Below are 26,025 nucleotides of genomic sequence, written 5' to 3'. Positions count from 1 at the left end.
TGTGTATATTTCTGAAATCTATGCGAGCGGCTTCAGGTGCTTCGCGCCGACCGCACCGCTAGAACTCAAACTCTCGCCTGGGCTCAATATCCTTGTTGGGCCGAATGATGCGGGTAAGAGCGCAATCATCGATGCCGCCCGCTACGTGCTGTGGACACGCGGCGACGATTATATCCGTCCTGACGAGCACGACTTTCATGTCGACACGGCGGGCGTGCGCGGGTGCGACTTCATCGTACGGTGCACCTTCGATGACCTCAGTCCTGACGAGGAAGCTCGCTTCCTCGAATGGTGCACCAACGAAAAGGGAAAGCTGCGCCTCCAAGTCTGCATGCGCGGCGCGCGGCGGATTTCGCCTGGTGGCGGCAGCGTTGTCGCCAGCCAGCATCGAGCCGGCGGCGAAGGTGAGGGCCTGCCGCTCGACGGCGAGTTGCGTGAGTATCTCAAGGCGACTTATCTGAAACCGTTGCGAGACGCTGAGCGCGAGATGCGCGCCGGCCGCCGTTCCCGTCTGTCGCGCATTCTCGGCGCGATGCCGGCGATGGGGCCGCAGAGCAAGCCTGCGGCGCTGGGCGCAAACGCAACGCTCCACGACACTCTCGCCGCGACCGACGCTGCCGTGCGCGACAATGCCGCGGTCGGCGGAGTCGCGAGCAGCGTCAACACCGATTTCCTCGACAAGCTCTCCTTCGTCGACGATCGCCTCGTCGCAACACTCGACCTCGGCGCGGGCGGCTCGTTCGACCAGATACTCGAGCGTTTTGAGCTCTATCTGAATGCCAAGGCCGGCACCGAGCGTGTCCAGCGCGGGCTCGGATACAATAATCTGCTGTTTATGGCCGCTGAGCTACTGCTGCTCCAATCGCACCCCGACCAGGTGCCGTTTCTGTTGATTGAGGAACCTGAGGCGCATCTCCACCCGCAGCACCAGACATTGTTCATGGAGGTCCTCACGGCCCGTGCCGCCAAGCCCAACGCCGAGAAGGGGGAAGCCCATCAGCAGGTCCAGGTCTTGCTCACTACGCACAGCCCACAACTCGCCGCCGGCGCCGATCTCGAGACGATGACGATGATCGTCGGACATCGCGCCTATCCGCTGGGCGCGGCGCATACCCGGCTCGAGCCGAATGATTATGAATTCCTGCGTCGCTTCCTCGACGCAACCAAAGCGAATCTCTTTTTTGCACGCGCGCTGATCGTGGTTGAAGGCGACGGCGAGCATTTGTTACTGCCTGCCATAGCCGAGAAGCTCGGTCGCCCGCTTAGCCGCCACGGCGTTTCGATCATCAATGTCGGCCACCGCGGGCTGTTCCGCTACAGTCGCATCATACAGCGTAAGACCGGCGAAGCGATTGCAGTGCCGGTTGCACTGATCCCCGACCGCGACATACCTCCTGCGGAGGCGAAGGCGTTGGTCGGCAAGCGCAAGACCGCGAACGAACTGACGGAAGGCGATGTTGCGGCGCGAATGAAGACGCTGCGACGCGACGTCGGCGATCCCGTCGATGCCTTCATTGCTGATAGTTGGACACTCGAATTCGACCTAGCGCTTCAGCCAGAGCTTGCTGAAAGCGTTCACAAGGCAGTCCAACTCGCCAAGACCAGCAGCCGTAAGCCGGAGCGGCTCGCGAAAATCAGCACAGATGCGAGCGCCACCTACGTAGGGTGGAAGGAAGAGGGGCTGACGGCAGTCGAGATCGCAGTTAAGATCTACCAACCCGTGCACGACAAGGAGGCATCCAAAGCTGAGGTGGCGGAGCAACTCGCCGCAATCCTGCGCAAGCGCATCGACACCCCCCAGGAGATGCGCGATCGGCTTCCGCCCTATCTGGTGCGTGCGATTGATTATGTGACTGGCGGTTATGCCCCCGGCGCGCCGCCTGTCGTCGCCGACGACCCGGATGCAGAGGACGGCGAAGTGGGAGTGGACGGTGTTGCGGCGCCGGCGGCCGAGCACGATGTTTGAGATCCTGCCACTCACCCCCGAACTCCTCGCTGAACTCGGCACTGAGCTAGGCGGCTGTGATTTCACTGATCCGAGCCAGACCAATTTCCTCGGCAGGACCGACCCGTGCGATGTCCAAGCCGCGCCCGGCAATGGCAAGACTACACTGCTCGCGGCCAAGCTCGCGTTGCTGTCGCGCAACTGGACGACCCGCCAGCAAGGCGTCTGCGTCATCTCGCACACCAACGCCGCGCGGACCGAGGTCGAGGGTTTGATCGCCAGCCACCCGACCGCGGCACGGCTGATGGCCTATCCTCATTTCATCGGCACCGTCACTGCCTTCATCAACCAGTATATTGCCTTGCCCTATCTTCGCGGGCTGGGTTGGAGCGTCCGGCAGATTGACGATGATGCGTTCGCGGCCGAAGCACTGCGACGATATCCGGGTTGGCGCGTCCTTGATGGTTTGGCGAAGAACACCAAACTCAAGCTGAAGCGGCGGCTCGAGGATTGGATAGCACGCCTCGATCTCGACCCTGCTTTTTCCGACGCTGGTTCATCCCCGGCAAGCTTGGCGGTGCGCCGCCGCAAAGGCCAGCACGGCGCGGAGACGCCTTGCGGCATCGCGCTTGGCCAGCTCAAGGCGGCAATGGTCAAGGCCGGTGTCTATCGCTACGCAGACATGACAGCGCTCGCCTGGCGCGCGCTCAAAGACAATCCTGAGCTTGCCGGTAGGTTGCGGGCGCGCTTCCCGCTCGTCCTCCTGGACGAGGCGCAGGATACCCATGGGGAGCAGCTCAGGTTACTTGAGCATGTCTTCAAGCGGGCCGGTACTGCGTTTCAGCGCTTAGGCGACAGTAACCAGACGCTTTACGAAGACGATGGTGCTGTGCCAGCTTATTGGACGCCGGGACCAGAATGCATCCCGCTCAATACTAGCCGTCGCTTCGGCGAAGAAATCGCGGGCTTTGCAAGTCAGCTAACTGCCCGTCAGGCGCAAACCATCATCGGTGCTAATGCGCGACCCGCTTCGCGCATAATGTTTTTATTCGACGAAGCGACGATTGGTGGCGTGCTGCCAGCCTTCGCCGATGAAGCGCGCGAGTTTTGGGGAGGCATGTGCGGCGCGCGCGATATTTGGGCGGTCGCCTCGCGTCACAACCTGCCCGGTAAGAAAGGTGCATGGCAACCCAAGAGCCTCGTCGACTATCACCCGGCATATCGGAGCGAAGGCGGGTCGCGCGCGAAAGCCAATCTCCTCTGCCGCCAACTCCAGAGAGCAGCAGTTCACCACGCTGCGACACGGTCTCCCGCAGAGGTAGGCGAGATGCTCGCTGTTGGCGTTGCCAGCCTGGCGCGCGCTCATGGATGGATGGCCGCCAACTATCGTTTGATTACCGCACACAATGTCTGGGCGACGCTTGCGCACCGCGACGTCGCCTTGCCGCACAAAGTGCGCCGGTTGCTGCGAGATCATGTCCTCGCTGGCGACGCAGTTTGGGAAGAAGCCCGCTGGCTGGTGTTCCTCGAAGCGCTCCTGCCGCTCTTCAGTCCGCACCCCGAGGGCGGGGCTGAAGAGATCGCCGTGTTCTGTGGCTTCGCCCCCGAACAAAAGGCGGATCTCACTGATCCAGAGCGCCGCTCGACCAAGCACATGCAGTTTGGCGATATTACGCTGCGGCTTGGATCAATTCACTCGGTCAAGGGCAAGACGGTGGACGGAATCCTCGTCGTAGAGAGCGAGGTGTGGAAAGGCAGCAGAGCGGATGAGCAGTGTATAGACCTGACTACGGTGCTCCCGCGCGCCTTCGGCGTCACCGCCCAGCCTTTCGCCGGGGTGGGACTAACAGCGGCGACCAATGTCTTTGTAGGGGTGACCCGGCCGCGCGAGTTGCTTGGGCTGGCGCTGCGTAAATCAGAGGCAAAGATGTTGATCGGGCCAGCGCAGGAGCAAGGCTGGAAGGTGGTTGATCTGGTCACGCCGACGGCGAAGTCGGCTGGAACTGTTATGACAAGATGACGGCAATTTTAATCCCAAGCCGCCTTCGGTGGCACTCTTTAGATTGTAGGATTGTGTAACTGGCGCATCACCACTTGAGCTGTGGTTGGAACACGGTCACACTAAAACTAGTGGGGGGCGACTAAGAGTGACTATGGTTAAGCAACAGCAGGGCGCAGGTCATTCGGCGGAAGCTTCCGCGCTGGGGTTCTACTATCAAGCATTCTTCGCGCTTCTGACATTGATGCGCCAAGATACGGACAACGCAGCTGTAGGGATTGAGCAGCTGGACGACGTGGACCTGAAAGTTGATGGCCACAATTTGCTGTACCAGCTTAAGCACTCGACCAGCGATGCACCGCCGGTGATCAGCCTTAAGTCGAAGGCGTTGTGGAAGACGGTGAAAGTCTGGGTTGATATCCTGCCGGATCTTACTCTCTCCGAGACAACGCTTCATCTGGTGACGGTCGCTAAACTTGGGCTCGATAGCCCCCTGATTGCTCTGACCAACCTGGAGGCTGAGCGGACCGAGCTAGTTGAGGCAATGGTGGAAGAAGCTCAGCGCGTCTTGGACGCGCGCGCTGCCGCCAGCAAGATGGGCAAGGCATTGCCCCATGCCGACCGTGTTGATGGCTGTTCGGCCTTCCTGTCGCTCACGGATACAGAGCGGCTCAATCTCATGCGTCGCACAGTGATTCAGCCCGGCAGCGCCGCCGTAGGCGCCATTGAGGACAACGTTGCCGGACATCTAAAGCTTCTCCCACCCGAGCAGCGGCCGGCCGTAGCTATGCGCCTGGTCGAGTGGTGGGACCGACAGATCATCTACTCACTATGCGGAAAGCGAGAGCGGGTTATCGCTCGCGGCGAACTGCAACACCAGATCAGCGCCATCGTCTCGGATATCGAGCACGACAAGCTCGTGCCCGACTTCGAGATCGCTAGCCCGCCGAGGGATTATCAGCCTGACGGCATGCTCGCTCGTCAGATTCAATTAGTCGACGGCAAGACGTCGGACTTCTCGAAAGCGATCCGCGAGGAGTGGAAGGCGCGAGAACAAAGGTCAAAATGGCTCAACGGCAGTCCTGCAATGGCGGTCACTATTAACGATTACGATCTCGTGCTCGAAGAACACTGGTCCGATCGCCACAGTCAGATGGTGGAGGAATGCGCTGAGCTTGATCAAAAGGGGAAGTGTCAATCGGGTCTCGAAATCATGAGATGGACACATGAGAACGCGCCCAGTACTGTGCGGCCAATCGCGCAGGGTTGGGGCGCTGCTTACTACATTCGCGGTAGTTATCAAGTGCTGGCGATCGACTTAAAGGTCGGCTGGCACTCCGACTATGCCAAGCTGCTGGGCGATGCTGAATGAACGTTGCTCACGACATTTATTCCGAAACGAATCCCGCCTTCTGTGCCCTCGTTTTGGTCAGTTTTACGACTGCATTCCTCTCGATAAACCCCAAGGGACCTGAGGTTCCAGCAGTCTATCTAGCCTTGCCAATCGCCTTGGCCGGAGATCTTGGCCGCTGCTTTGACGGAACCAACAAGAACACCGGCTTACAGGAATGGTTGAACCGTCGGCCGGAGGTGCAAATTGGCCTATCAAACCTGGTTAACTCGTCCATGGACATCGTAACCGAAGCGATCCGTTTTGGATGCTTTAGCCGCATCCTTGTTGTGAGCCCGGCTGCACGACTGGAGCTGGGTAGCCAGAAGGTAAAGAAGGGCGCGATCACCGCGCTGAGTGAGGGCCCCGCTCAGTCGATCAAGCGTGCTGAGCGGCTCGGCTTCTGGTTCGCCTCCGCAGGCTCCACACGCACAATCTTCGATATGATGGGCCTTACAGTATGACGCGCTGGAATATCTCTAATATCTTCTTTCTCAGCGTGTCTGGTGAACGCAGGGAGGTAGAACTCAAGCCTGGTGTCATGAACATTATCACCGGCGCATCCGGCACTGGTAAATCGACCCTCATTAAGGCGATCGACTACTGTCTGGGGGCAAGCAAATGCGAATTGCCGGCCCACGTCCGGCGTCGAACCGTGGCAGTAGGAGTCAAGTGGACTAGCGGTTCCGGCGAGATGATCATTGGGCGTATCGTCCCTCCTGTCGGTCAAGCAACCAGCACGCATATGTTCACGTCGTCGGGTATGAACTTACCTTTGCCCGGAATGATCGCTGATTTCGAGGGGGCCACCACGTTGGATGCCGCCAAGGCGTTCATCGAGCGAGCTTTCGGAATCGGCGACCTTGGTGGTGATGTCGACGTTACCAAGGCAGTGCGAGGTAGGGCCACTGTCCGTCATGTTACACCTTATATGTTCGTGACAAAGGAGGTCATCTATAGCGAGACGGTCCTACTTCACGGCCTTGAAAAAGCGGACAAGGCCCGGGATATCCTCGCGTCGATGCCCTATTTCCTACGGGTCAATGACGAGGCGAGCGCCATGGCTGAGCGGCGGCTTCGGCAACTGCAGCGTGCACTCGACAAGGAGGAGGCCCGAGAGCGATCTCGGGTGTCAGCTGACTCAGTCTTGAAGCAGCGCGCTGCTAGCCTGCTTGCGGAAGCGCATCGGATTGGCATCGCGTCGGCGCCATCCGATGACGCTGGTGAGGTAGAACTGCTGGCGCAAGTTAAAGCCGTCTCCGACACTCAGCTTGAGGCGAACACATATCCCAGCGAAGGGGAACTCGGAGCGCTTCATTCGCGCCGTCGCGAAATATTAGGCGCCCTTGGTAACTCACGACGCCAACTCCAGGCGACTCGCACCGCAATCCGCGAAGCATCTGGATTCGAGGGCGCAGTGACCCAGCAGCACGAGAAACTCATGCTTGCCGAGCATCTTCACCTGAAAGATATCGCTGGCGTGTGTCCGGTGTGCGACGCACCTTCTGAACGGGGCCGCAAAACGGCTAGTGCGTTGCAAGCGACCCTCGCGACGGTACGAGCAGAGAGCGCAGCGGTTGAGCGGGTAAGGCCCAAGCTGGTTGAGCACGACCGAACCCTTGATGACGAAATTAGCAGGCTCAATGGTGAACTTCGAAGTGTGGATGACCAAATCAGAACCTGGCTGCGGCAGAGTGAGGACACACGTCGGATGGCCGATTTGGCGCAACTGCGGGCGCATCTCCTTGGACGAGTGTCTTTCTTTCTAGAATCGAGCGTGGATGAGTCACGCCAAGTGTCGCGCGATTTGAGTGTACTAAGGGCCGAGATCGCAGAATTGGAGTCTCGCGTCGACCGTGAAGCCAAAGAGATCAAGCTGCGTCGCGCCGAGAACAAGATTTCCCAGTTCGCGTCGGAAGCCTTTGCAGCACTGCCGACGGTGGCTCCTTGCGTGGGATCTGAGCTCGACTTCTCGCGTCCCGCCAGCCGGAGGTCACGGTGATCGAGGCGGACAGCGGTGCTATCCTACGAATGCCGGACATCGGTTCTGATCAGAATTATCTAGCTATCCACATCTCACTATCGTTTGCATTGCAGCGATACTTCGAGACCGTCATGGCCCCGGTTCCTGGGGTGCTCGTATTTGACCAAATTAGCCGTCCGTATTTCCCTACGAGTGGAGAAGATGAAGACGAGACGGAGATTGCGGGCCGCGAGGAAGACGAAGACGTGCAGGCCATGCGCAAGCATATAGACTTCCTGTTTCGTGAAACCGCTCGGCGGTCCGGCCTGCAAGTTCTACTGATAGAGCATGCTTATTTTGCTGATGATCCCCGCTATGTGGCTGCCACTCGTGAGCGGTGGACCAGGGCTTCAGGCCGCGCGCTCATCCCATTGGACTGGCCAACGCGCGATGATGTCTAATCGGGCGCGGGTAGGATCAGGATCACGCAATCATTTTCGCCACTTCTCTTCGTCGATGCTGCCTAGATTTCATTTCCCGCTACGTAAGACCGATGGTGCCCCCCGCAGGCTTGCCACGTGGTCTCCATCAAGCTTTGCATTGGCGAGTTTAAAGTCTCCGGATTGAATTTGATTATAGCGCATTTCAGATGCGCGATAATCCGGTGGCGGTTGCAGGTCTTCTTCGATGCCGTACCCGCAATTTCAACACTCGGACAAATGTGGGCTCGATAGGCGTGCACTATCGGGGTAGGGAGCTGAGCACTCAATCCTCGCCGCGGCGCCAGCGGTCGTAGCGCTCATTTGGATTATGGAAGCTCGCTAGGCTGGGCTTGCCCTTAAGCGCCCAGATCTTGCGCGACATTTCCTCCAGTTTGACGGCGTGCTCTGGCTTCCAACCGTGACGGATGGCCCAGGACCTGATGTTCGACGTGGGATCGGCGTGACCTTTGGCTCTCAGGATGCGCAGAGTTTCATTGGCGAAGTCCTTGTCGCGCGGATGTCCAACGCCGGTGGACAGGTTGACCATCCGGGACAAGGTTGTGAGAGCCCGAACAACAACTTCATCCTCTATCAAAGGCGCCGGGGCCTTGCGGTCTTCGCCATGGATGATCACGCCCCAGCGCTTCGCCCAGTCATCTGCCTCGCCGGGGACGTCCGGCACGGCGACGACTCCGGCCACATTCCGCGTTCCGTCAGCCAGATCGAGGATGCCGGTCTCGGCGTAGTAGACGACTAGAACGGATTTACGCTGCGGCCAACCCAGCGTTCGCATGGTCTCAGCATGAAGTCGGACGCCTGAACCGAGGGTGACCGGTCCCTTGGCCAGGGCCCGCACCGTGCCGTCGCCGAGAAGGCGGGACAGGCTCGTATGATCCAACTGCTGTTTGGTGTGGGTCAGCACAATGATATCTGTCGCACCGGTCTTTTCGCAGATGGCGTTGGCGTAGCCGAATGCCGTCTGGAACGCCTCGGTTGAATGGCTGTCGAGCGGGACGAGGGCGCGGACGATTTCGGACATGTCGGGGATCCTGTTATGAGGCGGTTAGAGGCGTCGCGCCGAAGGCTCGCACGGCGCTTTACGGGCTTGGTGGCCTGCAGAGTATCGCGACCAAGCACCTCAAAGCGAGCCAAACCACGCTCGCTTAGGCGAGATCTATAGTTTTGAATGGCGCGTTTTTTCGAGCTGCCCAGCGAAACCTCCAAACTATTTCCAGTAATATAGCCAGCGGTAGTGCTTGAACAAGATTCGGTTAGGCCGCGTGCAGCTCGCGTCCGGCCGGATGACATTCGCCCGCGATGCGTGATATAGATTAAATGACGGTACTTTTTGACTCGGGTCGGATATGCCGCCGGATGCCACGAGGTGCCAAAATTGTCAGGCCGGTCCCGATAGTTGGCGAAACCTCAAAAATATTTTTTCAGTGATTTTCCCTTTAAAATCAAAAGCGTAGCTTTTTGACGGCCCAAGCGTCGGATTTTTCGCATCGCCAGAGAATATTTGCGAGTGATTTCAATCTGTTATATGCGGTCTGGAGAATAGAGTGGGAATGATCGCGCTTCCTTTGAGCGCAAGTCGGCGGCGGCCCTGGTGGCCGCCGTTTTTGTTTTGCAACGTTTGGCGAGAAACATTCCTGCGCGTTTTCCAGGTGGATCGGATCTGGTGAACCGGCATCTTGTCAATCCACTTTGACCGGCCATGGCTCTGGTCGGAAGCTGCGTGCCGGTGTCCGATTTGGGAATGTGCGGCCGTTCCTGACCGTTCCACAGACCTGCTGATCACCATGCCGCTTGACACATTGCTATGGACGGTGGCCCGAGGACGGTGTTTTGCCGGCTCGAAGTTGCTGTTGCCTGCATGGTCGGCGTGTTGATGGGATTGCGGGAGCGCATAAAAGATGAGTATAAAACTCATAATTATGCATCTGCGAAGTGGTCCTGTCCCATGTACTGCCTCTCACTCCTTGTTTGCTCAAAACAGTCGATCCAGGCGCGTCCGGCGCATGGCTGCGAAAGCGTGCGCCGGTCATGACGGACTGGTCTCCTTATCGCGACGGCGCGACGCCTGATGCAGCCGCGACGCATGAGGACGCTGTCGTTTCAGTCGCCGATGTGCTTGTGGCTCCACCTGCGGACTGTCCGGAGGATCCTTTCGCTCGTGGCCGGCACCGGGCGAGGATGCTGATCCCGGGCCTGCAGTATCTGGATTGCAGCCTGACCACGACCGAGCCGTTTGTGGTGGGCGGCTTGGTCGCGCCGGGATTGTTGATCACCCATGCATTTTCAGGCGCCTGGCGCAGTGAAGTGGACGGAATGCCGCTTGACTTGAAGGCTGGCGCGGACCTGCTGGTTTACGGCACCGGCCGACCTTTGCCGTTCCTTGAGAAGCAACCGGAAAACGCCAGCATCGAGATGGCCTCGCTGTATGTTTCTGCCGACTTCTTTGCCGCAGAATGGGATGAGACTGTACCGCCCGATGTATTGACCAACCTGTTGCAGGGGGAGGGGCTGGTCGCTCACCGTCTGAAACTTGCCGGTTCGATCCAGCGCCTGCTCAGGCAGATGTTCGAGATGCCGATCGATGGCTATCTGGCGCGGCTGTCCCTGACGAGCCTCGGTCTTGCCGCCCTGGTCGAACTGGCAACTGCGCTCGGGGTCACCCCGAGCGGCGCTTCGGCAACCCGGCGACAACGCGAACTGGCAGTGGCCTTGCGTGAGTATCTCGATATTCATGCCGCCGATCTGCCGAGCGTGCCAGACATGGCAGACTGCTTTGCCACCAACGAGAGCACACTTCGCCGGGCGTTCAAGGCGACCTACGGCGTCTCCATCACGCTCTATGTGCGGTCCGAACTGCTGAAACAGGCCCGCGTGCTGCTGCGTGACGGGCGCTTGCAGATCGCTGAGGTTGCCTTCCGTTGCGGCTTCTCGAGCCCGGCAAATTTCACCGCCGCCTATCGTCGCCACTACGGCTACCCGCCCGGGGCCGAGCGGGGCAAGAATGCCTGACACGCAATAGTCTTATCCCGCCGCGCACAAGCCCTTCGCGGTTAAGCAGTTTCCCCAGATGCAACAGTCTGGGTTCCCGCCGTGACCTTCACTTCAGCCAGCCGTTCAGGATCCGCCGCGACCTTCGCAGGGGCGGCTGCGTTCTATGCCGCCACGGCGGTCCCGATGTCCTACGTCTTCTATCTGCTGCCGGCGCAATTGCGCGAGGCCGGGCATCCGGCCGAGATGATCAGCGCGCTGTCGCTTGTCTATTTGCCCTATGCCCTGCGCCTGTTCTGGGCTCCGGCGGTTGACGGCTATGCAGCGCGGTCTCCCAAGGCCGCCATGGCCCAGCGCTACAAGACGGTGATCCTGGTCGCACTGGCCGTGGCCATTGCGGTGGTCCTGGCGTTCCGCTTTGTCGATCCTGTCAGTCACCTGACTGGAATCATGGTCCTTTCTGCCGCGCTCTTCGTGGCTTTGGCCACCGGCACGACTGGCCTCGACGGCTATGCAATCACCAGCTTGGACACACGTGGGCGGCAGAAGGCCAGTATCTGGCAGACGGTCGGTTTCACCCTCGGCGGTGTCGGGCTCGGCCTGATCGCTGTTGTCTCTTCCGCATGGTCCTGGCCGACGTTGACGTTGGTTATTGCTGGTGTTGCGGTTCTGGCGGCCTTGCCGGTCTTGATGCTGCCAACTGCGCCTGCGCCGGAGGCGAGCGAGCCAGTTGGTTCGGTGAACGTGCTGCAGCCGTCGAACTCGCTGCTGAAAGCTCCCGCAGCCCGCAGGCTGCTGCTGCTGTCCCTCCTGAGCAAGCTCGGACTTGGCATGGTTGCCGGCTATCTGCCGATCCTGCAGGTCGACCAGGGCGTTCCGGCAGCAGCAGCCGGCTTCTTCGGGGCCTTTGGCAGCAATGTACTCGGCCTGGTGATTGCCTTTGGCAGCGGCGCCCTGCTGCTCAAGCTCGGCGGACTGCGAACCATCGGCTGGATGAACCTGACTGGGGCGTTGATATTCACCTTCGCAGCGCTGTTCCACCAGGTCCTGGCCGGCCCGGCTTTTGCCGTCGGTGTATCGCTCGCCTTCCTCTCGCTTGGCTATGCCTATGTCGCCCCGTTCAAGGCGCTGTCGCTTGGCGTCAGTGATGGCCGATTGGCGGCCAGCCGGGCAGCGGCTTTTGCCTCCATCGATCTGACACTTGCGATTGTCGCCGCTTCGTTGTCCGGCACGCTGATCGCGATCATCGGGCTTGACGGCTTCTTCTGGATTTCGATGGCGCTGTGTCTGGCCGCAGCCGGGGTCGCGTTCGCCCCGTCACCTGGCACCACCGATCCCGTTTCTTCCACCAACGCACCAACCGAGGGGCTCGCTGCAAAGTGACCATCTTCAACTGTCTCCGCTCCCGACTGATCGCTTCCACCATCCTCGCCAGTGCTGCCATGGCCACTGGGCTGGGAACTCCCGCTCGCGCTGAGGACGCCAAAAGCGACGTCACGCTGCTCGAAACCCTGATTGTCACCGCGCGCAAGCGCGAGGAGGACCTTCGCAAGGTGCCGATCTCGGTTCATGTGGAAACGGCGGAGGCTCTCGAACAGAGCCGTGCCATCGACGGGCAGTCGGTGATGAAAAACGTCGCCGGGGCCAGCCTCGGCACATTTGGCGACCGGTCGAACGGCTTTGTCGTCTTGCGCGGCGTGGCGCCGATCCTGTCTCCGCTCAGCGCCGATGACAGCTCGGTCCTGACATTCATTGACGGTGCTCCCCTGCCGCTCGGTGCGTCTTTCTCCTCGTCCTACATCGATCTGGAGCGGGTGGAAGTTATCAAGGGGCCGCAGAACACCCTGTTCGGACGCAACACATCGGGTGGCGCGATCAATCTTGTTCCGGTTGAACCGAGCCACGAATTTGAGGGCTTTGCCGGCGGCGAGATCGGCACTGATGGGCTGTACCGTGCCGAGACCATGCTGAACGGATCGATCATTCCCGGCGTTCTGGCGGGGCGCGTTGCGCTGCGGCGGTCGGCGGCCAACGGCTATATCGGCAATGTGGCGGGCAAGGCGCTTGGGGCGGAGGGCAGCTGGGTCGGGCGGGCGTCGCTGAAATACACGCCATCCCCTGCGACCCGCTGGCTGGTCTCACTTCAGGGCGAAGATACGGACATCACGCCGACCACCTACATTGCGATCCGTCCGGGGCAGCCCAAGCTTGCCGCGCAGAACCATACGGTCGATGACACCCAGACCGCATTGATCAGTTCGCGTTTCGAGCATGACTTCGAAACAGTGACCTTCACCTCTCAGACGAGCTTCTCGACGCTGAACGGCCGGAACACCTACAACTATCCTGACGCCTTCATTGCCGGCCAGTTCAGTGGCCTGCCGCCAGCGGACTTCCTCAATCCGGCGACGAATTTCATCGACTGGAAGAAGCGCGAGTCCCGGTTCACGCAGGAGTTCCGCCTGTCATCAGCCGCCGATGCCCCGATTGCGTGGGTCGCAGGTCTCGCGCTGTATCAGGACAAGGCGCACCGCGACCGTACCAGCGAGATGTGGTATTTCGGCCCAAGCGCGACCGGTCTCATGACCTATAACCAGCGGACCTCCGGTCAGGCGGTTTTCGGTGAAGTGACCTATCCGGTTCTGGAACGGCTGAAGCTGTCAGTCGGGGCACGGGCGACGCGGGAAGCCAAGTCCTTCAGCAGCGACTTTTCCAGTGATGGCCAGAACGGGGCAGTGCCGAGTTTCTCCGAACGTGACAAGCGCAATTATGGCTTCGTGACTGGCCGGGCGGCGCTGGCCTATGAATGGTCCGACGACCTGATGACCTATGCCAGCATCGCGCGCGGCTACAAGAGCGGCGGCTACGGCTTCACCAACTCGCTGATGTGGGCCGGTGTTCCGCGCAATCCCTATGGCTCATCGTCCGTCATCAGCTATGAGGTGGGCGCACGTGGATCGTTCCTCGACAATCGCCTGCAGATCAACACTGCGGCTTTCCTCAATGACATGAAGAAAGAGCAGGTGACGCTGTGGGACTACACCAACTTCACCGGTGACAACTACAATCTCGATGCGCGCAGTGCCGGGTTCGAACTGGAGGGCCAGTTCAAGGTCACGGGCAACTGGGCGTTGGCCGGCGGCCTGGCCTATACCTTCAGCGAACTGGTGGATGTACCGACCGGGGCTGCGGAGTTGCAGCAAGGCCTTGCGTCCGGCAACTGGCTGCCGACTGTACCGCGGTGGACCGCACGCGCAGCCGTAAACTATGACGCGGCAATGAGTGATTTCGGCGCTGGAGACTGGATGGGCAGCAGCCGCCTGAAGGCTCAGCTGGCCTACAACTACATCGGCACCCGCTACACCGATGCATCGAACTTCGGCAAGCTCGACCCGGTGCATCTCGTCTCGGCGCGCGTCGGCATCGACTGGGGCAGCGGCGAAGCCTACCTCTTTGGCGAGAACCTGCTGGACAAGGAATACATGACCGTCAAGGACCGCTTCGGGACGGATCCAACCTCCGGATCGCCGGTGTTTGGCGTGTCCTACGCGCGGGGTGCAACGCTTGGAGCGGGGGTGAAACTCCGGTTCTGAGTTTGCGCGTCGTCGTCCGCTTTTGCGGCCGATTGTCAAGTCCGCTGACCCTGCCGGGACAGCCTGCGTTGCAACAGAAGCAGGACGTCCCGGCTCGGTATCACGCGCAAGGCCAGACTGCGCGTTTCTGTTTGCTTCCAGACAACTTGGCGTGAGTGACGGGCGAGCCCGCCAGCGCAGACTTGATTTCGAGTATCAGGATTTGATCCATGTCCCTGACACGTCCGTCGGCAACATCAGCATCCGAGCCCGATCCGAAGCCGGATCTCTTTTCCAGCATCAAGCTCCTGACCCGTCACGGCACCGGACTGCGGGGCAGGCTGGTTCTTGCAGTGCTCATCGCAACCTGTGCAGTCGGCCTTGAACTCATTCCGGTCTGGGTGGTCTGGCAGGCCGTTTCCGGTCTTGTCGCGGGGACGGGTGAGGCAAGCAGCTTCGCCGGACTTGCCGCGCTGACGCTGCTGGCCGTTGTGTTCGGCAGTTTGCTGATGGGGCTGGCGCTCGGCTTGTCGCATCTGGTTGCTTTCAATCTCATCCACAGCCTCCGGCTGGTGTTGTCGCGGCATCTTGCAAGCCTGCCGATGGGCTGGTTCCAGGGGCGCCGGTCCGGAGGTGCTAAGAAACTCGTGGTCGATGAACCCGAGCGTTTGGAACTGATCATTGCCCACGGCCTGCCCGAAGGGGTTTCGGCAGTCGGCACCTGGGCTGCTGTCACCGTGTGGCTGTTCGCCGTTGACTGGCGCATGGCCCTGGTGACGATCGTGCTGACCCCGGTGTCCTTCTTCATGATCATCTTCGCCATGGCCCGCACCAGCGTGCAGATCGGGGAGTATCAGCGCCGCTCGGAACGGTTGAACAGTGCGGTCGTCGAGTATCTGGCCGGCATGCCGGTGATCAAGGTGTTCAATCGCACCGGCGCCGCCTTTGATGAAAGTGCGAAGGCCGTGCGTGACTACACCGCCATCGAGACCGAGATGGGACGCAGCTTCGTGCCGCTCGGCTCGGCGTTTCACACGCTGGTGGTTGCCAACATCGCCCTTATCCTGCCGGCAGGGCTGCTGATGATGCGGGCGGGCCTGATCGATCTCACCACCTTGTGCCTGTTCGTCATCCTCGGGGCAAACTACAGCCAACCGCTGCTGAAGCTGTTCAACCTGTTCCACAACATGGCTCACATCTCGATGGCCTCGACGCTGATCGACGACGTGCTGGCCACGCCCCGGCAAGCGGACAGCGGCCGTCGCCTTGATCTGGACAGCCACGAAATCCGGTTTGAGGATGTCAGCTTCGGCTACGTCAGCCACGATGTCGTTCATGGCGTCAGCTTTACCGCGAGGGCCGGAGAGATGACGGCGCTGGTTGGTCCATCTGGATCCGGCAAGAGCACGCTGGCCGGCCTGGTGCCGCGGCTGCATGATCCGCGCGGCGGCCGGATCACGCTGGGCGGGCAGGACCTGCGCGACATCGGGCTTGATCAGCTCATGGAGCAGGTGGCCTTCGTGTTTCAGCAGACATTCCTGTTCACCGGCACCATCGCCAGCAACATCCGCTTTGGCAAGCCGGACGCAAGTTTGGCGGAGGTCGAGGCTGCGGCAGAGGCGGCCCGTGCGCATGACTTCATCGCCGCCTTGCCGGACGGCTACGACACCAGGCTCGGCGAGGGCGGGGCAACCCTGTCCGGTGGGGAACGCCAGCGCATCGCCATCGCCCGGGCCATCCTGAAGGACGCACCGGTGATCGTGCTCGACGAGGCCACGGCCTTCGCCGATCCCGACAGCGAGGCCGCCATCCAGGAAGCGCTTGGCGAACTGGCCAAGGGACGGACCCTCATCGTGGTGGCGCATCGGTTGCAGACGATCATGAACGCTGACCGGATCGTCGTGCTGGACCGGGGCCGCGTGGCGGAACAGGGCCGTCACGCCGACCTCATTGCCGCCGGGGGCCTCTACGCCCAGCTCTGGGCGGACTATTCGGCCGCACAGGCCATTCCCATGCGCAGGCATTTGATGGAGGCCGGACAATGAGTGCAACTGGTCCCCGTTCCGACCTTGAAAGCCTTGTCCGTGCCTGGGACCTCGCCGGTCCGCTGAAGCGCCGCGTGGCTCGGGGCATCCTGTTCAAGCTGCTCCAGTCGATGACGCTCGGGGCAAGCTTTGCCGTCGTGGTCTGGGTGATCACCAGCCTTCAGGCCGGGCGGACGCTGACCGGCGACTGGATCCTTATGGTCAGCGGGCTGATGGCGCTGTCACTGGCGGGCCAGTTGCTGTTTGGCTGGCTGTCGGCACGTGACAGCTGGCTTGCGTCCTACGAGGTGGCGGGCCATTTGCGGTTGAGGATGCTGGATCACCTGCGCCGGCTGCCGCTGGGCTTCCATCAGGCACGCCATCGCGGTGACACCGTGACCGTTCTCACGAGCGACATGCAGATGCTGGAGAGTTTCTTTGCCGACGGCCTGCCACGCATTGCCCAGGCTCTCGGCCTGCCGCTGGCCGTTTTCATTGTGCTTCTGGTGCAGGACTGGCGCGTCGGACTGGCCGCAGCCCTGTCCATCGTGGTGGCGCTGCCGGTGTTCCTCGGCACCTCGCGCCGCCTGTCCCGTCTCAGCCTTAGCCGACAGGACATGCAGGCAGAGGCCGGAGCGCGGATGATCGAATATGTCCAGGGCATGGGCGTGATCCGGGCCTTCAACCGGATCCGCCAGGGACAGGAAGAGTTCCGCAAAGCCATCGATGATTTCCGCGACATCTCGGTCAAGATGGTGGTCCAGCTCACAGCCCCGATGGCGCTGTTCGGCATGATCGTCATGCTGGGTGTACCCCTCGTGATCTGGTTGACCGGAGAACAGCTCGGCGCGGCGCTTATGCTGCCTTCAGTGGCGATCACGGTCCTTGTGCTGATCTTGACCCTGTACATGCCGCTGATGGCGCTGCTGGGGGTGATGGAGGTGGTGCGGATGGCAGATGCCTCGCTGACCCGGATGGATCGCCTGCTCAAAGCCGATCCTCTCCCGGAGCCCAAGGCACCCGAAACGGCAAGGGGCTTTGAACTGCGCTTCGACAATGTCGGTTTCGCCTATCCGGGCGCAGGGCCTGTGTTCAACGGGCTGAGCTTTACTGTTCCCGAATGCACGATGACGGCCATCGTCGGCCCCTCGGGCGCCGGCAAGAGCACGATCCTGAGCCTGATTGCCCGTTTCTGGGATGTCACCTCCGGCAAAGTGACGATCGGCGGGGCAAATGTCGCAAATCTTGGCGAAGAAGAGCTCGCAAGCCTCGTTACGGTCGTGTTTCAGGACGTATACCTGTTCGCCGGCACCATACGGGACAACATCGCCATCGGCCGTCCAGACGCGAGCCAGGCCGATATCGAGGCGGCAGCACGGGCAGCGCAGGCGCATGATTTCATCATGGCGCTGCCGTGCGGCTATGACACAGAGGTCGGCGAGGGCGGAGCCGCCCTTTCCGGCGGGGAGCGCCAGCGCGTCTCCATCGCCCGCTCCATCCTGAAGGATGCGCCGATCGTCCTCTTGGACGAGGCCACCGCCGCCATCGACCCGACCAACGAACGGGCCATCCAGACTGCCCTGGCACGGCTGGTGGCTGGGCGGACGCTGATCGTCGTCGCGCACCGGCTGGCGACTATCCAGGCGGCGGACCAGATCATCGTGCTCGATCAGGGCCAGGTGGCGGAGTGCGGGCAGCACGATACCTTGCTGGCGCAGGGCAAGCTCTATGCAAGGCTGTGGAGCCACAGGGCCAAGGCACTGGGATGGCAGATCAGCAGCTAGGCTGGCAAGCTGCGGGGCGGGCGGACAATTGGTCGGCATCAGTCATCGGGGCCACTCGGCCAGTTTTTCTAGCGCTGTTGCGGCAATCAACCGGTCTTGCTGAGCAGCAAGGGCAGGGCAGAGAGTGGCATCGGGCGCCCGAGCAGGAAGCCCTGCACTTGGGGACAGCCGATGCTGTTCAGCAGGTCCATCTGGTCCTCGCGCTCGACGCCTTCTGCGATCACGATCATGCCGAGCGCCTTGCCGAGATCGACCACGCTCCTGAGGATCGCTTTCACCCGTTCATCCGGTGCGGCCGGATCGAAACGGGCGATGAACGTCCGGTCGAGCTTGATGATGTCGACGGGAACCCAGCTGAGGTAATCCAGCGAGGAATAGCCCTTGCCGAAGTCGTCCAGCGCGACGCGAACCCCGAGATTGCGCCATTCTGTAAGACGCTGGATCGCGATCTGTTCGTTTTCCAGGAACACCGATTCCGTAATTTCCAGTTCCAGGCGGTGCGGCGACAGGTTGGTGTGCGCCAGGGTCTCCACGATTTTCATGGAAAAGCGCGGATTGCACACCTGAAGCGGCGACACATTGACGGCAATCGACAGGTGCGAGGGCCAGGATTGTGCCTGTCTGCAGGCCGTGGCCAGAACCCATTCGCCAACCTGTTCAATCAGGCCGGTTTCCTCCAGGAGCGGAATGAACCGGCTCGGCGGCACTGGACGATCCTGGTCGTCTCGCCAGCGCAGCAAGGCCTCGAAGCCAAGCAACTCGCGGGTGTGGGTGGAGAAACGCGGTTGATAATGCAGTTCAAAGGTCTGCTCGGCTACGGCCGTTCGCAGCGCCTCGACCATGTTGCGCCGCTGTGTCAGCGCGTCAAGCATGGCCGGACGGAAAAAGGCATAGTCACTCGTCTTCGGCCGCTGGCTCTTTGTCGCATACATGGCGACATCTGCATCAACCAGGACATCGCGGGTGCCACTGTCCGGGACGCCTGCGCCGCCCGTCCCAGGTGACATCGCAATCCCGATGCTCGCCCCCATCCGGAAGATCCGCGCGCTGGTCTCGATCGGCTGGGCGATGGTTGCAATCAGCTTGCGCGCCAGCGAACTGAGCACCGGGCGGGCTGTCTGGTTCTGCAGAACGACGACAAACTCGTCCCCGCCAAGCCGCGCGACGACATTCTGATCCCCGACTGTCCGGGATATGCGTTCCGCAACGGCCCGCAAGACCTGGTCACCCGCATCGTGACCGTACCCGTCATTGACGACCTTGAAATCATTGAGGTCGATCAGAAGGATACCAAAGCCATCGACAGTGCCGGCTTCAATCGCTGCCGTTACCCCGGCGATGTGCTCGCGCAGGAAGGCCCGGTTGCGGAGGCCGGTCAGGGTATCGCGAAAGACCAACTCCTTCAGCTCACGTTCGCGCTCGCGCAACTGGGCCGTGGCCTGCCACTGCTCTGTCACATCGATCCGGCGCGACATGGTCGCCCCGGTCTTCGACTTGACCCTTGAGTAAATATAGACCCTGCCGCCGAGCGGCTGAATTTCCCGATGGCTGTCGACAAGCCGGTCGGCGAGGCGGGCCCGTTCCGCAAGATAGGCTTCAGGGTCCGTGCGTGCCAGGGGATCGTCGATCACGCCGGCGTCGAGGTCGAGCTTGTAGAGCTCGAGGTGGCGGGCGCCAAGCAGGCCCTGGCGGTCCGGGTAATAGGGAAAGACACGGTGATAGGCCGGGTTGCTGAAAACGACGCCGTCTTCCTCATCGTAGAAGGAGATTGCCTCTTCACTTTGCTCGAGCGCTTCCAGCACGAGCTGCGACAGCTTGCGGCGCTGGAGTGTCGAGAGGCTGCAACTGGTCAGCCTGGCCAGATGATTGACGACAGTCTTCCCCCCCGCTTCGAGGTCGGCAGTTTCGAGGACGAAGCCGCCGATTGTCTGATTGTTGCCGGTCAACCTGTGAAAGACCATCTCGCGCCCCTCGGGGCGGGCAGGGGGCGCAGGCGGCGGGCAGTCCGCGCCGGCGAGCCAGTCCCTGATCGCGTCGACCGGAAAGTCTGTCATGCCGGTTGAAAAAGCCCGTCGAACCGTGCGCCTGTTCAGCGCTGCAACATAGCCGGACAGGTGTGTCGGCCCCAGCATTTGCTCGCAAGCGGCATGGAGCGCGGCGAATATCCCCGCCTCGTCCAGCGCCTGCTCCATGCTGATGGCGACATCCACAAAGTCTGCCGCGTAGTCATTGGATCGGGTCATAACAAAATTCAGGGAATCCGGTGGCATTTGTTCCAAAAGATCGCAGACAAGGGGTAAATGTTCCACTTCTTTTGTGTGACGGTTTGGTGTCAGCTGCTTGCGGATCTGCTCTGTTGGCATTTTTCCCAAGCGGAATACAGTGTTTGATAGACGGCGCCCGGCCTCCACGTGGTGCAGGGGGCTCGGTAAACTCTGCAGGATCGGATGATCCGCCCCGCTGCTTCAGGGCTCTCCAACCCGTGTCGGGTGAGGGGGGGCAGTTTTGAATGTGGCTGAACTGCCAGCACACCACGCGAGAAGCGGTCTTGTTTGTCTTGTAGGCATGAGTGCGCCTGTTTGCTCTTTTGAGTGATCAAACCAAACCGTCCCATCGCTCCGCTGCGCAGGCGAGTGATGCCCTTCTGGATACGGCGTTCTTCAAGGCGCTTTGTGATCCCTCCCGCGCACCAGTGTTTCGGCGACTGCTGTTGCTGGGCAGGGCCGATATTGTGCAGATCGCCAGCACAGTGATTGCCTTCTAGGAAGATCGCCTTGCGGCCGCCCGCATGGCCAACAATTGCCCGCTGGTGTCGGCGCTTGCGCTGGATTACGGCGCGGAACTGCTGGCACCCCCCTCAGGATGCGGATGTTGATCTCTGACATTGTCGTTCAGGACCTGCCGTCCTGGTTGTCCTGCCATGCCGACCTGCATGCAGCTTGCATCACAGGCGCGACCTATGAGGCACATTGCCTTGCCCTTGCTGCGGCTGCTGGATTGTCAGGCGTATATGTTGTGGAGCGGCTTGTCTATGACGCCGAGGCGTTAGGCGCCCTCATCCGGTCGGAACTTCCAGGAGCTCTGCGCGCGCTTGCGGTAGGGCTCGGTGTGGAGCCCGACCTTGCACTGGTCCGCTTTGTCGCCGACACCCTGGGCGAGATCGCGACTGTCAAGGTAACCGGATTGCGACCGGCGACATGATCCAGCTTGACGGCGTCGGTGCGGTTGGCAACGGCCGCACCGAGGCCACTCAATCCGGATCGCGCGCAGGATGGGGTCAGTTCAACGGATCAGATCATCCATGCCAGTTTACGGCTCAATCCTGCGGCCTCCCCGAAGGATCGCGTAGTCCGGCAGAGGATACGCCGCCCGTATGCTCGAGTTGGCCGAAAGCCGGGCATTCGCGGGCGCGCTGTCGGTCCAGGTCCTTTTCCCCTGCTGGAAGGTTGAGTGTCTCGTATCATTGTGCTTTCGTCGACGGCCTGTATTTTTTGGGAACCAATTTCTCATTGCGGCGTTTTCCAGATGTCCAACAGATCAGATTTGGCAATCCCCCGAACTTTTGATCTGAAGTTGAGTTCGACACTGAAATGGAGAACGCTCATGCTTCGCGCAATTCTTGCGACGACAGCCCTGACGGCTGCACTTTTCACAGGTACTGCTTACGCGCAGACCGCGACGACTTCGGGAAGTGATGCCGGTTCAACAGGGTCGCCGATCTTCACACTCACTCCGCCCGCTGCCGGTGGCACGACGGCTGCGTATGGTCAGGCAACTGCGGGCCAGATTCTGGCGACCGGCCTGATTGGCAAGGCAGTGCATGCCGATGCCAGCAGGACCTCCGACAAGATCGGCACCGTCAATGATGTGGTGCTGAGCCGTGAGGGCATGGCCGAGGCGCTGGTCATCGGCGTCGGCGGCCTGCTCGGTATCGGCGAAAAAGACGTTGCCGTGTCCTTCGATCAGGTCCGCTGGATCGAGCAGGGCGGCGTCAGCTGGCTGATCGTACCGCTGACCAAAGACCAGCTGGATGCCGCGCCGGCCTTTGACCGTTCGGCTCTGACGGGGCCGACTGCGGCAGAAAAGCTGATGAATTCCATGGGGATGAGTGAAGCAAAGCCAGAGGCGAAGACCTCGGTTGAAGTGACCTCCAGCGGAACGACAGGTACGGTGTCTGGCAGCGACATGATGCTGGTGGACCGCACCACCATCAGCGCTGACGAGCTTCTCGGCTCCTGGGTCAACGGTGCCGCAGAGGCAAAGCTTGGCAGTGTCAGCGACGTGCTGATGTCCGAAGAGGGCATCGTCGAGGCCTATGTCGTTGATGTTGGTGGCGTTCTTGGCATCGGGGCGAAGCCGGTGGCCCTCGCTGCCGACAACCTGGCGATCTATCGCCTCGCCGACGGCAAGTTGCGGGTCGACACGCCATTCACCGCTGAAAGTCTGAAGGATCGCCCGACTTATACCGCTGAAGCTTACCGGGCCGACCCGGAAGCCGTCTTGATTCGCTGATCCCGCAAGACATCGAGACAGGGTCGGACCCGCGCGTCCGACCCGCGACAAATCCACGACAAAACAGGAGAGTTTCATGCCTTCCGCCGCCCAAATTGCCGCAAACGACACCAAGACTGCCAGCAGCAAGGAGATCGAAGACAAGATTGCCCGTATCCGTACCGACATCGCCGATCTCGGTAAGGCTGTCGCCGGCTACGGCGCGGACAAGGCCGATGATCTGAAGGTCGCCAGCGAGGATGCGTTGGTTCAGCTCAAAGGCGAACTGGCAACACTCGAACGCCAGGTCAGCGCCCATGTGCGCCAGAACCCGCTGCGCTCGCTGGCGCTCGCTGCCGGCGCCGGCGTCCTGATCGCGCTGCTCGCCCGGCGCTGATCATGGGGCCCTTCGCCACGATGGCCCTCGCGTCGGTCGCCGATGCGAGGGCACGTTTGAAGGATGTGCGGCGGGAGATGATCCTCGCCGCCATTGCGGTGCTCCTCGGACTGAGTGCCTGGGCGATGGTCATGACCGCCGCCGTGCTGAAGCTGGTCCGGCTGACTGGCGATCCACTGCTGTCGCTTGTGCTCGGAGCATTGGCCCTGGGTCTGACGGCCGGTCTGGTCCTGATGATCGGAGCGGCCCTGCGCCGAAGATCGCGCAAGGCCCGGCAGGCGCGTCAGGCCCGTCAGGCACTGGCCCTCACAACCGCATTGGCCCTGCTGCCCTCTGGTCGGACAGGGTCGATCGCGACACTGGCCCTGGTCGCTGCAGGGCTTGGTTTCGCGCTCTGGCCGAACAAGCGCGACTAAGGCGCCGTGAACAACAGAAGGAGACATAGTCCATGCCCGATCTTGGTTCTGCTGCGGCTGTTACGCCAATTGCCGATCGGATCAACGAAATCCTCGCCGCGCCGGGTCTGGCGCGGGAGGAGCGGATCAAGGGCCTCACGCTGCTGCGCGATGATGCGCGTGCCGAACAGCGGGCGGCAAGCGAGAGCGGAATGATCGATGACGATGGCTTGACCGATGTGCTGACGCGTCTGGATCTTGCCATCTCCCGGCTCGGCGGCGAAGCGCTGGCCGATGAGGAGGGGCGGAGCCCGGCGTCGCTCTGAAGCGCCCGGAAATGCCCCTGCCACTGCGGCCCTGCGTTGCAGACCAAGGCCTTGCCACGTGTTGGCAAGGCCTTGTCCGTTTTACCCGCAGAGCATCTGCCTGCCGACCTGATTGAGGTGAGGCACACAGGAGGAGGCTTGGATCGGGAAGGGTCTGGTCCGGTGCCACACATAAGGCGGCAAAAAAAGAACGGCCCCGAATGAACGGGGCCGTCTTGCTTCTGGCTGGCTTAACCGGCGAAGGCCCGATTGGTGATGGCGGCCGTGTCAGGATCCGGACCGTAATCCTGCTCGCCCGATACATCGAGCAACTCCTGCAGCCGGTTGCGGGCCCGGTTGACGCGGCTCTTGATCGTGCCGAGCGCACAGCCGCAGATCTCTGCAGCTTCCTCATAGGAAAACCCGGAGGCGCCGACAAGAATGATGGCTTCACGCTGGTCGTCCGGCAGACGGTCGAGCGCCTGGCGGAAATCCTGCATATCGAGACTGCCATATTGACCCGGGTGAACAGCCAGCCGCTCGGTGAAGAGGCCGTCGCTGTCCTGTATCTCGCGCCCGCGCTTGCGGGCCTGGCTGTAGAATTCGTTGCGCAGGATGGTGAAAAGCCATGCCTTCATGTTGGTGCCGGGCTCGAAGCTGTCCTGCTTCGCCCAGGCCTTCATGATTGCATCCTGCATCAGATCGTCGGCACGATCCGGCTTGCCCGTGAGGGAATAGGCAAAGGCGCGCAGGCTGGGCAGACACGAGAGCATCTCCCGTTTGAAGGTCCGCGCAATCGCGGCGTCTGAATCCTTCGAGGCGCTCATTTCTTGAGGCTCCGTTGCTCGGCCTCGTCAAGGCGCTCAAGAAGGTCGAGAAACTTGTCCGGAATTCCTTCGGCCTGCACCGATTCATAGAGTTGGCGCAGACGGTCGGTGACCTGCTGGGCAGCTTCAGTTGCCGTTTCCTGCAGGGCCGCTGTTCCGTTCTGACTGGTGCGTTTGCTCATGGGTCTCATGCATCCGTTCTGGTCATCTGATAATCGTAACGCGGCAGCGAAAAAAAAGTTCCCGAAGGAGGGAACTTTTTTGTCGGACATTCGTTGAAGGCTCATTCGCCCGCCATGACGGGCAGCAGGAGTTCAGGCCGACAGGCCCAGGGACAGGCAAACGGAGCCAACGAATGTCGCTTTCCACCCGCATTGCACCTCACCTGAGTTATCTGCGCCGATACGCCAGAGCCGTCACCGGGTCGCAGACGTCTGGAGACGCCTATGTCGCCGCAACGCTGGAGGCGCTCATTGCCGATGTCGACCTGCTGCCAGAGGCATCTAGCGACCGGGTCGCGCTCTATAAACTCTTCGCCTCGCTGTTTGGTTCCACGCTCATCAAGGTCGAACCGACGGCCTCGCCCTATGTCTGGGAACGCCGGGCAGCCGAATATCTGGCGGCGATCCCGCCGAAGAACCGGTTCGCCTTCCTGCTTGTCTCGGTTGAAGAGTTCAGCCGGGCCGAAGCAGCCGAGATCCTGTCGGTCGAGCCATCTGATCTCGATGCCATGGTGACCGAAGCGGGACTGGAGATTTCCCGTCAGGTGTCGACCGACATCATGATCATCGAGGACGAACCACTGATCGCGATGGACATCGAACAGATGGTGGAATCGCTGGGTCACAGGGTCAGCGGGATTGCGCGCACGCACAAGGAGGCGGTTGAGCTGTTCCGCAAGACCAGCCCGCGCATGATCCTGGCCGATATCCAGCTGGCCGATGGCAGTTCCGGCATTGATGCCGTCAACGAGATCCTTGGGGATGTCTCCGTTCCGGTCATTTTCATCACCGCCTTCCCAGAACGCCTTCTGACCGGCGAGCGCCCTGAACCGGCGTTTCTTGTCACAAAGCCGTTTAATCCGGACATGGTGAAAGCTCTGATCGGACAAGCCCTGTTCTTTGATCAAGGTGCCAAGGCGGAGGCCTGAAAAATCGCCTGCGCGCGGAACAAAGCGGGCGGTGAAGCGTTTTGACAGCATGGACTTTGTAGGAGAAACTCATGCTGTACTACGCTCTTGTTTTCTTTATCGTTGCCATCATCGCTGGTGTACTTGGATTTGGCGGTATCGCCGGCGCATCTGCCGGCATTGCGCAGATCCTGTTCTTCCTGTTCCTGGCCTTCCTTGTCATCTCGCTGATCATGAGCGTGATCAGGAAAGTCTGACAGGAACACTGACTTCCCAGCGGCCCGGGCGAGCGGCGTTCCCAAGGGACGTCGCTCGC

At 61.1% G+C, this 26,025-nt stretch carries 22 protein-coding genes; 18 read left to right on the top strand and 4 right to left on the bottom strand.

Annotated elements, in window-relative coordinates; translation table 11 throughout:
- Position 1: 1 nt before the first annotated feature.
- From ACTIFE_RS02320 to ACTIFE_RS02295, 6 genes are all read left to right on the top strand, one after another.
- A complete protein-coding gene (locus ACTIFE_RS02320) occupies positions 2-1,966 on the top strand; it encodes an ATP-dependent nuclease (RefSeq protein WP_439527551.1) in 1,965 nt (654 codons plus the stop codon).
- The gene (locus ACTIFE_RS02315; protein ID WP_439527550.1) at positions 1,959-3,965 is read left to right on the top strand and encodes a UvrD-helicase domain-containing protein; all 2,007 of its coding nucleotides are present in this window, start codon (positions 1,959-1,961) and stop codon (positions 3,963-3,965) included. The genes ACTIFE_RS02320 and ACTIFE_RS02315 overlap by 8 nt, the downstream gene beginning before the upstream one ends.
- A gap of 133 nt (positions 3,966-4,098) precedes the next feature.
- A complete protein-coding gene (locus tag ACTIFE_RS02310; RefSeq protein WP_439527549.1) occupies positions 4,099-5,316 on the top strand; it encodes an ABC-three component system protein in 1,218 nt (405 codons plus the stop codon).
- Positions 5,313-5,798 (top strand): three component ABC system middle component, encoded by a 486-nt coding sequence (locus ACTIFE_RS02305; protein WP_439527548.1) that lies wholly within the window; start codon positions 5,313-5,315, stop codon positions 5,796-5,798. Before ACTIFE_RS02310 ends, ACTIFE_RS02305 begins: the two co-directional genes overlap by 4 nt.
- Positions 5,795-7,336: an AAA family ATPase gene (locus ACTIFE_RS02300; protein ID WP_439527547.1), complete on the top strand. Its 1,542-nt coding sequence runs from the start codon at positions 5,795-5,797 to the stop codon at positions 7,334-7,336. Before ACTIFE_RS02305 ends, ACTIFE_RS02300 begins: the two co-directional genes overlap by 4 nt.
- Positions 7,333-7,758 carry a DUF3732 domain-containing protein gene (locus ACTIFE_RS02295; protein ID WP_439527546.1) on the top strand — a complete coding sequence of 142 codons (426 nt, stop codon included), beginning with the start codon at positions 7,333-7,335 and terminating at the stop codon, positions 7,756-7,758. Before ACTIFE_RS02300 ends, ACTIFE_RS02295 begins: the two co-directional genes overlap by 4 nt.
- A 304-nt stretch (positions 7,759-8,062) precedes the next feature.
- Here the strand turns inward: ACTIFE_RS02295 and ACTIFE_RS02290 are convergent, their stop codons facing one another.
- Positions 8,063-8,818 carry a hypothetical protein gene (locus tag ACTIFE_RS02290; RefSeq protein WP_439527545.1) on the bottom strand — a complete coding sequence of 252 codons (756 nt, stop codon included), beginning with the start codon at positions 8,816-8,818 and terminating at the stop codon, positions 8,063-8,065.
- A 1,007-nt stretch (positions 8,819-9,825) separates the two neighbouring features.
- Between ACTIFE_RS02290 and ACTIFE_RS02285 the strand changes: the two genes are divergently transcribed.
- The 5 genes from ACTIFE_RS02285 (at position 9,826) to ACTIFE_RS02265 (ending at position 18,165) form a co-directional block, all read left to right on the top strand.
- Positions 9,826-10,806: a helix-turn-helix transcriptional regulator gene (locus tag ACTIFE_RS02285; RefSeq protein WP_439527544.1), complete on the top strand. Its 981-nt coding sequence runs from the start codon at positions 9,826-9,828 to the stop codon at positions 10,804-10,806.
- 81 nt (positions 10,807-10,887) lie between these two features.
- On the top strand, positions 10,888-12,168 hold the full coding sequence (locus ACTIFE_RS02280) for an MFS transporter (RefSeq protein WP_439527543.1): 1,281 nt from the start codon (positions 10,888-10,890) through the stop codon (positions 12,166-12,168).
- A complete protein-coding gene (locus tag ACTIFE_RS02275; RefSeq protein ID WP_439527542.1) occupies positions 12,165-14,378 on the top strand; it encodes a TonB-dependent receptor in 2,214 nt (737 codons plus the stop codon). The genes ACTIFE_RS02280 and ACTIFE_RS02275 overlap by 4 nt, the downstream gene beginning before the upstream one ends.
- Before the next feature lie 209 nt (positions 14,379-14,587).
- Positions 14,588-16,402 (top strand): ABC transporter ATP-binding protein, encoded by a 1,815-nt coding sequence (locus ACTIFE_RS02270; RefSeq protein ID WP_439527541.1) that lies wholly within the window; start codon positions 14,588-14,590, stop codon positions 16,400-16,402.
- On the top strand, positions 16,399-18,165 hold the full coding sequence (locus ACTIFE_RS02265) for an ABC transporter ATP-binding protein (RefSeq protein WP_439527540.1): 1,767 nt from the start codon (positions 16,399-16,401) through the stop codon (positions 18,163-18,165). Before ACTIFE_RS02270 ends, ACTIFE_RS02265 begins: the two co-directional genes overlap by 4 nt.
- 86 nt (positions 18,166-18,251) lie before the next feature.
- Here ACTIFE_RS02265 and ACTIFE_RS02260 read toward each other — a convergent pair whose 3' ends face one another.
- Positions 18,252-20,408 carry a putative bifunctional diguanylate cyclase/phosphodiesterase gene (locus ACTIFE_RS02260; protein ID WP_439527539.1) on the bottom strand — a complete coding sequence of 719 codons (2,157 nt, stop codon included), beginning with the start codon at positions 20,406-20,408 and terminating at the stop codon, positions 18,252-18,254.
- Positions 20,409-21,036: 628 nt separating this feature from the next.
- Here ACTIFE_RS02260 and ACTIFE_RS02255 point away from each other — a divergent pair.
- From ACTIFE_RS02255 to ACTIFE_RS02235, 5 genes are all read left to right on the top strand, one after another.
- On the top strand, positions 21,037-21,366 hold the full coding sequence (locus ACTIFE_RS02255) for a hypothetical protein (protein ID WP_439527538.1): 330 nt from the start codon (positions 21,037-21,039) through the stop codon (positions 21,364-21,366).
- 249 nt (positions 21,367-21,615) lie between these two features.
- Positions 21,616-22,677, top strand: coding sequence for a PRC-barrel domain-containing protein (locus tag ACTIFE_RS02250; protein WP_439527537.1), 1,062 nt, complete (start codon positions 21,616-21,618; stop codon positions 22,675-22,677).
- Positions 22,678-22,753: 76 nt separating this feature from the next.
- Positions 22,754-23,053 (top strand): DUF883 family protein, encoded by a 300-nt coding sequence (locus tag ACTIFE_RS02245; RefSeq protein ID WP_439527536.1) that lies wholly within the window; start codon positions 22,754-22,756, stop codon positions 23,051-23,053.
- Positions 23,054-23,055: 2 nt separating this feature from the next.
- Positions 23,056-23,469, top strand: a complete 414-nt coding sequence (locus ACTIFE_RS02240) for a hypothetical protein (protein ID WP_439527535.1) — start codon at positions 23,056-23,058, stop codon at positions 23,467-23,469.
- Between the two features lie 32 nt (positions 23,470-23,501).
- Positions 23,502-23,774, top strand: coding sequence for a hypothetical protein (locus ACTIFE_RS02235; protein ID WP_439527534.1), 273 nt, complete (start codon positions 23,502-23,504; stop codon positions 23,772-23,774).
- 230 nt (positions 23,775-24,004) lie between these two features.
- Here ACTIFE_RS02235 and ACTIFE_RS02230 read toward each other — a convergent pair whose 3' ends face one another.
- Together ACTIFE_RS02230 and ACTIFE_RS02225 are read right to left on the bottom strand one after the other, a co-directional pair.
- Entirely contained in the window at positions 24,005-24,580 is a 576-nt protein-coding gene (locus ACTIFE_RS02230; protein WP_439527533.1) for an RNA polymerase sigma factor, read from the bottom strand.
- Positions 24,577-24,762: a NepR family anti-sigma factor gene (locus ACTIFE_RS02225; protein ID WP_439527532.1), complete on the bottom strand. Its 186-nt coding sequence runs from the start codon at positions 24,760-24,762 to the stop codon at positions 24,577-24,579. Before ACTIFE_RS02225 ends, ACTIFE_RS02230 begins: the two co-directional genes overlap by 4 nt.
- A 173-nt stretch (positions 24,763-24,935) precedes the next feature.
- Between ACTIFE_RS02225 and ACTIFE_RS02220 the strand changes: the two genes are divergently transcribed.
- Both ACTIFE_RS02220 and ACTIFE_RS02215 read left to right on the top strand, forming a co-directional pair.
- Positions 24,936-25,730 carry a response regulator gene (locus ACTIFE_RS02220; protein WP_439527531.1) on the top strand — a complete coding sequence of 265 codons (795 nt, stop codon included), beginning with the start codon at positions 24,936-24,938 and terminating at the stop codon, positions 25,728-25,730.
- A gap of 71 nt (positions 25,731-25,801) precedes the next feature.
- Positions 25,802-25,966, top strand: a complete 165-nt coding sequence (locus ACTIFE_RS02215; RefSeq protein ID WP_439527530.1) for a DUF1328 domain-containing protein — start codon at positions 25,802-25,804, stop codon at positions 25,964-25,966.
- The last annotated feature ends 59 nt before the right edge of the window (positions 25,967-26,025 follow it).

Origin of the sequence: Pannonibacter sp. (assembly GCF_051860505.1) — a bacterium.
GTDB lineage: Bacteria > Pseudomonadota > Alphaproteobacteria > Rhizobiales > Stappiaceae > Pannonibacter.
This window is presented reverse-complemented; position numbering and strand designations above follow the sequence as displayed.